Source organism: Muriicola sp. (assembly GCF_049669965.1).
In the GTDB taxonomy this organism is placed as follows: Bacteria; Bacteroidota; Bacteroidia; order Flavobacteriales; family Flavobacteriaceae; genus Muriicola.
Genome location: NZ_JBATLB010000300.1, coordinates 1 through 8,206, shown reverse-complemented (window position 1 = coordinate 8,206; position 8,206 = coordinate 1). Strand labels below are relative to the sequence as shown.

7 protein-coding genes are annotated in these 8,206 nt (G+C 40.8%); 1 reads left to right on the top strand and 6 read right to left on the bottom strand.

The window, feature by feature from the left end; genetic code table 11:
• Positions 1-143: DUF1697 domain-containing protein (locus WBM49_RS14670; protein ID WP_424372794.1), on the bottom strand; the 143-nt coding region annotated here is incomplete at its 3' end.
• A gap of 262 nt (positions 144-405) precedes the next feature.
• Between WBM49_RS14670 and katG the strand changes: the two genes are divergently transcribed.
• On the top strand, positions 406-2,646 hold the full coding sequence (katG, locus tag WBM49_RS14665) for a catalase/peroxidase HPI (protein WP_424372792.1): 2,241 nt from the start codon (positions 406-408) through the stop codon (positions 2,644-2,646).
• A 112-nt stretch (positions 2,647-2,758) separates the two neighbouring features.
• Here katG and WBM49_RS14660 read toward each other — a convergent pair whose 3' ends face one another.
• From WBM49_RS14660 to WBM49_RS14640, 5 genes are all read right to left on the bottom strand, one after another.
• Positions 2,759-3,664 carry a class I SAM-dependent methyltransferase gene (locus WBM49_RS14660; RefSeq protein WP_424372791.1) on the bottom strand — a complete coding sequence of 302 codons (906 nt, stop codon included), beginning with the start codon at positions 3,662-3,664 and terminating at the stop codon, positions 2,759-2,761.
• 296 nt (positions 3,665-3,960) lie between these two features.
• The gene (locus WBM49_RS14655; RefSeq protein WP_424372790.1) at positions 3,961-5,139 is read right to left on the bottom strand and encodes a family 16 glycosylhydrolase; all 1,179 of its coding nucleotides are present in this window, start codon (positions 5,137-5,139) and stop codon (positions 3,961-3,963) included.
• Between the two features lie 345 nt (positions 5,140-5,484).
• Positions 5,485-6,012, bottom strand: a complete 528-nt coding sequence (hemG, locus tag WBM49_RS14650; RefSeq protein WP_424372789.1) for a menaquinone-dependent protoporphyrinogen IX dehydrogenase — start codon at positions 6,010-6,012, stop codon at positions 5,485-5,487.
• A gap of 113 nt (positions 6,013-6,125) precedes the next feature.
• Complete coding sequence (locus WBM49_RS14645) at positions 6,126-6,866, bottom strand: DUF6090 family protein (protein WP_424372788.1); 741 nt, start codon at positions 6,864-6,866, stop codon at positions 6,126-6,128.
• 126 nt (positions 6,867-6,992) lie between these two features.
• Entirely contained in the window at positions 6,993-8,153 is a 1,161-nt protein-coding gene (locus WBM49_RS14640; protein WP_424372793.1) for a serine hydrolase domain-containing protein, read from the bottom strand.
• Between the last annotated feature and the right edge of the window lie 53 nt (positions 8,154-8,206).

Sequence of the window (8,206 nt, the reverse complement as noted above, 5' to 3'; positions counted from 1 at the left end):
CCCGAATTTAGGAGGGTGGTAACTTTTTTAAAGGACATTGCCTCCAGCTCCCTTCGCAGGTTTGCCATGGGAACTTTATGGTGCCCACCTACATTGATGCCCCGCAAAAAGGCAACATAGGTTTTTAGGTTAGAATTTTTCATCAGGTATCTTGAGCCAAAAAAATGGCTTTCTTATTTAAATCAAAGGATGCGAACTCATGGATACTTCAGGGGGTATCATATTTTCAATGGTCCTGGTGTAGAACCAAAGTAGGCACTTAAAGATAGTACTTCATTTTCTATTTGTTTAAAGCTATCGGATTTGAACATGGGCCATAGTTTTTATCAATGCGAAATCTACTTTGTATAAGCAAACATTTGGTAAATTTGAGGTATTACCTAAAAGTAAAAAACACTACTCACAATGGAAGAATTTAAAAATACAAATGGCTCTGCCTACCAAGCCAACGCTGAAAGCATGTGTCCGTTTTTAAACGGGGAAATGAAGCAGACTGCAGGTGGGGGTACCACAAATCGCGACTGGTGGCCAAACTCCTTAAACCTGAACATCTTGAGGCAACACTCCAATCTTGTTGACCCGATGGATGGAGATTTCGATTATGCGAAAGAGTTCAAAAGCCTTGATCTAAAGGCTATCAAAAAAGATCTTACAGAATTAATGACCGACTCTCAGGACTGGTGGCCGGCAGATTATGGTCACTATGGCCCCTTCTTTATACGAATGTCCTGGCACGCCGCAGGAACCTACAGAATTGCTGATGGCCGTGGTGGTGGTGGTACCGGGGCTCAACGCTTTGCTCCCCTGAACAGCTGGCCAGATAACGCTAACCTGGATAAGGCCCGAGTGCTCCTATGGCCCATTAAGCAGAAGTATGGAAAAAAGATCTCCTGGGCAGATTTATTGATTCTTGCAGGTAACGTGGCACACGAATCCATGGGATTGCCAATGTATGGATTTGCAGGAGGTCGTGAGGATATTTGGCAACCAGAAGAGGATATTTACTGGGGTTCAGAATCTGAGTGGTTGGGAAATAAAGATCGCTACAACGAAAAAGGTGAATTAGAAAAACAAATGGGTGCAGCCCATATGGGATTGATCTACGTAAATCCTGAAGGGCCAAATGCCAATCCGGATCCTTTGGCAGCCGCGCACGACATACGTGAAACTTTTGGGCGTATGGCAATGAACGATTATGAGACCGTTGCTTTGATCGCAGGTGGCCATACTTTTGGAAAAACACACGGAGCTGCCAATGATGCAGAATTCCTGGATGCAGAACCCGCAGGGGCCCCTATAGAAATGCAAGGGCTCGGCTGGAAAAGCAGATTCAAAACAGGTGTGGGATCAGATACCATTACAAGTGGTTTAGAAGGAGCATGGACAGACACTCCTATAAAATGGAGCCATAAATATCTGGAGAACCTTTTTGGATACGAATGGGAGCTTACCAAGAGTCCGGCTGGGGCATGGCAGTTTCAACCCAAAGATGGGGCAGGTGCCGGGACAGTTCCTGATGCGCACGATCCGAATAAGAAACACGCTCCTTTTATGCTGGTAACAGACCTTTCATTAAGGATAGACCCCGCCTATGAGAAGATATCCAGACATTTTCTTGATAATCCGGAAGAGTTTAAGGAGGCTTATCAAAAAGCCTGGTTTAAACTTACTCACAGAGATATGGGGCCCAAGTCTCGTTTCCTGGGAGCTGAAGTTCCTAAAGAAGACCTTGTTTGGCAAGATCCTGTTCCTGCCGTAGATCACGAACTGATCAATGAGAAAGATATAGAAACACTTAAAAAAGATATTCTGGCAACCGGCCTTTCTACTTCAGAATTGGTAGGAGCTGCGTGGGCCTCTGCTTCCACGTTTAGAGGGTCGGATAACAGGGGCGGTGCCAATGGGGCCCGTGTTCGTTTGGCGCCTCAGAACCATTGGGAAGCTAACAACCCGGTGCAATTAGGGAGGGTATTAGACGCCCTTACTCAGGTACAAAAGAATTTTAACAACGCTCAAAAAGGAAGTAAGCAGGTTTCCCTGGCAGACCTTATTGTTTTAGGTGGATGTGCCGCCGTTGAGAAAGCAGCTGCGGAAGCAGGTCATAAAATCACAGTACCTTTTTCTCCAGGAAGAACGGATGCCACTGAGGAAATGACAGATGCAGAAGCCTTTGAAGTTCTGGAACCTATAGCGGATGGATTCCGGAATTACCGCAAGGAAAAATCTACTGTACGTACGGAAGAACTTTTGGTAGACAAAGCGCAACTGATGACACTGACCGCGCCCGAAATGACCGTTCTGGTAGGGGGGATGCGAGTCCTTAACGCCAATTATGACGGTTCTAAACACGGGGTATTTACCAAGAAACCGGGGAGTCTTACGAACGACTTTTTTATTAATCTTCTCGATATGAGGAATGAGTGGAAAGCCACTGATGCCGATGAGGAAGTATTTGAAGCTCATGATCGCAAGACAGGAGAGTTGAAATGGACAGCAAGTAGGGTAGACCTTATATTCGGATCTAATTCTGAGCTTCGTGCCCTGGCAGAGGTTTACGGTTGTAATGATGCCAAAGACAAGTTTGTAAAAGACTTTGTAAAGGCCTGGAACAAGGTGATGAACCTGGACAGGTTCGATCTGAAGTAAACCACAGTTCGTGAGTTAGCTAACAGATAGCATTGATAATAAAAGGTGATCCATAGATGGGTCACCTTTTTTATTTGAGAAGAGGTACAATTAAAATAGGGAACTTTGGTGCCTAGACCTTTTCAAAAACCAGGCGGTAATGATCCATTACTTCTTTTTCAAAACAAACCTTATTGGGGCTTACCCTAAAAATGGCCACCAGGTGCCGAAATTCCAGATCTGTAAAATATCGTGGGATCAGGGATAGGTAGAGCCAATATTTCTTAAGATTAAATTTCCTGAATTTCTTTCGCCACTGGGCAATGGTCTCAATATAGTCTAGCCGTCCACTGCTTTTGGAGATTAGTTTAAATCCCGGTTCTGCACATTTGATGACCATTTCCGGTCCATATGGCAGCCAGGAGCCCGGAAACTGCTTTACCATCAGGGCCATGATATAGGCTGCGGAGTCTTTGGGGGCATTCACATCTAACTCATCAAATTCGATCATATTCTTACTAAAGACCATGGTCTGCATATAAAATCGGCCGCCTACCGGGAGCAGGTCGTAAAGTGTTTTAAAAAAATCGCTGTAGATTTTCTCCTGATTGCCGGCCTGCCATTCTTCCACGGAACAGAAGTGTTCCAGCCCCCCTATACAAGTGATGGCGTCAAAAGTGCCAAAATCTTGTGGGGTCACCTTTCGGCAGTCTTTCACGAGCACATTATAGCCATTCTTCTGGCAGGCATCTGCCTGCCCTTGTGATAAGGTAAGTCCGATGCTATTTGCTCCCCTTTCATGTGTAATATATCTGGTAAAAGGCGCCCAACCACAGGCCATATCCAGGACTTTGCTACCTTTTGTTATATGGAGGCTATCTGCTATGAATTTGTGTTTCGCTTTTTGGGCCTCTTCCAGCGTCATCGAAAAATCCCCGTCGTATTTTGCTCCGCTGTAATCTCCTGTTTCACCCATGCTTAAGCGGAAGATCTCATCAATCGTCGTATAGGTAAAGTCGAGGTCTTTTTGTTCTGCCATGGGATCTTATTTTTAAATGTTGTGCTTTAGATATCTTAGAATGTTTTTAAAGCTAGTCGAATTTATAATAGTATGGCCCCTTTGTTGGGCCATTTTTCATTTTGATTCTTTAAAAATCCATTTTTAGTACCAAGCAATATGGACTGCCAATCCGTTCACCTCAAAATATTCCTGTGGCCAACTGCCAGCAGCCATCTGAAAATAAACCTAAATAAAAGGTCCCCTTCGTGAGACCTATCTTGAGGTCTGCAAACTCTTAGACGAGTAGGAACTTAAATAGTATGAGACTATACAATTTATTGATAGACTCTTATGTAGTCTATCTCCAGGATAGCCTCTGAGAAATTAGTGGGGATCTCACCTCCCAGATTACCGCCCATTGCTACGTTTAACAGGAGGTAGTGGGGATTGTCATAGGGTTTGTCCTGGGTATTGGATAATTGGTGAACCAGGGTGCCGTCTACTTTTATTTTCAGGGTACTGGCGTTCCACTCCAGAATATAGACATGAAAGTCATCCGTAGATCTTGGAACGGAAGTTTCTCCGCCCTCACTATTGTAGGCACCGGTATTGGTGTTGCCCCAATGGAAATAGCCAAGAGTGCTGTCCTTTTCCCATCCTGTTTGCTCCATAATGTCTATTTCCCCACATGCCGGCCATCCCACACTGCCATACTGCTGGCCGAAGTAATTCCCGGTTTCATTAATATTGGCACCTAATGTCCATATGGCGGGCCATGTACCGGCTTCGGCAGGAAGCTTGGCGCGAACTTCAACACGGCCATAGGTAAAGGCGTATTTTGAATTCATTCGGGCTGAGGTATAGGACTTGGTAACTCCCCCTGAGGTGTATGATTCTTTGATGGCTTTAATTTTCAGGGTACCGTTGCTGACAAACGAATTTTCAGCTCTGGCCGTGTAGAGCTGTTTTTCGTCGTTGAACCAGCTCCCGTTGTTTGGGCCTATTACCTGATGGTGCCATTTTTCACTATCCGGACCACCTTCATATTCAAATTCATCAGAAAAGACTAGGGTAGCTACCTCTTCTTCTTCCTCGCTTGCTTCCTCTTCCAGAGTTCCCTTGAAGATAGTTACGGCACGCGTATCGGAAATAGACTCTCCTGAGTCTGAATAGGCAAATACTTCGATAGCATACGAATAGGTTCCTTCCTGGTTAAAGGTATGACTCATGGTCCTTGAGACCGTTTGCTGTAATTCTCCACCTTCAAATCTGTACCCGTAACTCACCGCATTCTCAGCGTACGCACTGACCCGGACCTCTCCGGAGCCATCTCCGGCAGGATTGGAGTCGCTGGCACCCACAATAGTGATAAAAACAGATAATTCGGTAAGACTAATTTCGGGATCCGCGTTCGAAGAGCTGCAGGAAATGAATAAAATTACTGTAGCAAGTACTATGGACAGTAGATTAAACTTTTTACAAAGTATTTTGGATTGCAGGAAAGCGCGTTTCATATTCGGTCTTTTATGAACATCGAATTTAGTAATTTTTCACGAAAAGGATGGCATCCTTAACGAATGCCGGGGAAGGAAAGGTCTTGATAACTACCAGGAAGTACGAGATTCAGAAGTGGGCATGAAAAAGCAACATGTCCCCTATGGTGGATGACTAACAACCATTGTAATGTTAGGAATTATTTATATTATTTTTTTACGCAACGGTTTGGTATAAGAATGGGAGCAAAATGCAGGCTCTGATAAAACTAATTACAAAACAGCTGTCACCGGCTACCATGCATAAATTAGCATCTTTCTTGGAAATAAAACTTTGTAATGTTTAGTTGCTTTATGATAATTAGTTTACAGATTCTTTAATCGCATCCCAAACTCTGTAACTTTCTCCCAATTGGTGTACTCAATTTCTGCATTTTTATTGGTTGGGCCCTTGGTCATCCACATAATAAATTGAATCATTATCCTATCAAAAAATGGATATTTTTTGTAATCTAGCTTTCCTGCAAATACTTCGACCATTGTGGGGGTCCAATCAACTGTTTTAAAAAATTTTATTACATACGGATTTGTAGTTGGAGTGCTTTTTTCAGGTTTTCTTGCCACCAGGTTCACGGAAAAGAAAGCTGTTTTTATGGCATTGAGTTGTTTTTTATGCGCGTTTATAAAATCAATTATTTTTTTATTGTGAACCCCGTACCTAATACTTGCACCTATAATGAGTCGGTCATAATGGGTAACGTCTTCATTAAAATCGTTAATGGAGATTAGTTCTGTATTTTGGTTGTTGTGTTGAAGTACCTCTCTAAGTTTATTGCAAATTTTTAAAGTTTGCCCGTCTACCGAAGAATAAATTATTACAGTTTTAGCTTTCATATAGTTGTCAATTGTGATGATCAAAGATCAACATTTGGCTTGTTTAAATCGATCTTGGCGATGATTTTGTGACGCCTGTCACCTGAAGAATTGCAGCCGTTGTTGTGTTTTCGTTATTTTGTTTCTTCTAATATCAGCTTCTCTACTGCATTAATTTCATTAACAAATTCCTTTAATAGGCGTATCGATTTTGATTCGGAAAAATCCATCCATTCTTGTCCAGCTTCCAGACCTAATATAATTTGATTAATGTTTTCTTCAATTTTTAATTCAAATCTAAGTTCTTTTTGATTCTCTAATCTTTCATCTAAACTTAAGGAACCAATAAGCATCGTTAGTCGTTCCATAACACCCATTCTTCCCCGATTATCCAAGCTTTCATCCACTATGATTTTATTTTGTTGACGCCTTAAATTGATGAGTCTGTTTCTTATTGATTGAGGTAATAGGACAATCTCGCCACTATTTTGCAAGGATTCAACAATACTCGAATTAGAATTTATCGGATACCCTTCCATGTTAAGCTCTAGTAGCTTTCGGTACATTGATTTTCTTGTGATTTTTGTACTACTAAAACTCTCAAGGTAATCCGTGTAAGCTTTTCGTTGCCCTTCAAACTTGTTAATGATAAAATTTGCATAATCTCTTTCTCTTTTTAGATCTGCTAGTATTTCATGGTAAATTTGCTGTAATTTTATCTGTTGTTTTCTGTTTTCGTTCCAATTATTGATTTGAAGTGCGATTAAAATTCCAATAACTACAAGAACTATTTCTCCAATGGCATAAGTCAGATATTTTCCGATTTTATTTTCAGATAGTAGTTTTTGTCTAATTTTTCTAAAGAATTTTATCATTGGTTAGCGGTTTCTGTAATGAAGCACAACGTTGTTGTATATGGTTTGTTGCGTGTAAAAAGGTACGGACTTTTCGGTTAAGCACCTGATTAGCAATGAGCTATATGCATTGTTGTAAACAGTTATTTACGGATTATTGTTGTACGGAATATAATTTTCCCACTTCCAAGGCGTATAAGTATCCCCAATGCCTATTTCTAAAAGCTCCTTAAATATACTTTCTCCATTATCGCTATTTGAAAGAATTACTATACCAATTTGCTTTTCGGGAAAAACAATTGAATAATGTTGAAATCCTTCTGAATGACCTTCTTTGAAAGCACCAAATCCATAAGGCGTTTCTAATAAACCCCAACCTAATCCATATCCTAAACCGATGTCCTCATTTTCACTTGTTTCAACTAAAGCATTTGGTCCAAACTGTTGTTTGCTGGTAATACTAACTTGTTTATTAAACATTTCATCGAATGAGTGTTTACTTATCAGTTTATATTTCAAAAGAGCTTCGATAAATATAGAATAGTCAGCTAAAGTCGTACATAAGGTTCCTGCGGCACCAGCTTCGTCTGCTTCATCAAAAGGAATCATCTTTTGGTTTTTATCGTTTCCATACACGTACTGATTCTTAAACTTTTCCTGTTGAACATAAATATAACTCGTCCTTTTCATTTCAAGGGGTTGGAATATCTTTTCTTGTGCGATTGCCTCAAGTCCTTTTCCTGTTATTTTTTCCACGACGAATTGAAGTAGCGAGATTCCTTCTCCAGAATAACTGTAACGTGTTCCGGGTTCGTAAAGAAAATGAAGTTTTCCATTGATATCAAATCCACTTTTCGTTAAAAATCTCCAATTTGGCAAACCTGTTGTATGGGACAAACACATTCTTGCGGTGATACTCTCATATCTTTTATCATCTTTCAAATCGTCGTAACCTCTCCAATCACGATTAAATTCATATTCTGAAAGCGGTTTGTCTAGGTAATTCTGAAGGGGTGTATCTAGATTTATTTTGCCTTCTTCTACTAACTGCATCACTAATACAGCAAACACCGCTTTGCTCAAGGAAGCTCCGTAAAAAATGGAATTATTGTTTAAAGTATCTTTAGTACTCCAATTCCTATAACCATAAGTCTTCTGATATACTGATTCGTTATTATTAAGAATTGATACTGCCAACCCGTTTACGTCTGCTGATTCCATCAGGGATTTTATTTTTTCAGTCAGTTGTTCTTTTTCAATTTCTGAACCATCTATTTTCTCAATTTTTGATTCATTAGAACATCCAATCAGTATAAGGATAGAAAGTAGAGTTAATATTCTCAGGGTTTTGTTTTAATTGT

What these genes read in the sequence shown, in the direction of transcription:
- WBM49_RS14655 (WP_424372790.1), bottom strand. Translation starts at nt 5,139, where the DNA reads ATGAAACGCGCTTTCCTGCAATCCAAAATACTTTGTAAAAAGTTTAAT.
- katG (WP_424372792.1), top strand. Translation starts at nt 406, where the DNA reads ATGGAAGAATTTAAAAATACAAATGGCTCTGCCTACCAAGCCAACGCT.
- WBM49_RS14660 (WP_424372791.1), bottom strand. Translation starts at nt 3,664, where the DNA reads ATGGCAGAACAAAAAGACCTCGACTTTACCTATACGACGATTGATGAG.
- hemG (WP_424372789.1), bottom strand. Translation starts at nt 6,012, where the DNA reads ATGAAAGCTAAAACTGTAATAATTTATTCTTCGGTAGACGGGCAAACT.
- WBM49_RS14645 (WP_424372788.1), bottom strand. Translation starts at nt 6,866, where the DNA reads ATGATAAAATTCTTTAGAAAAATTAGACAAAAACTACTATCTGAAAAT.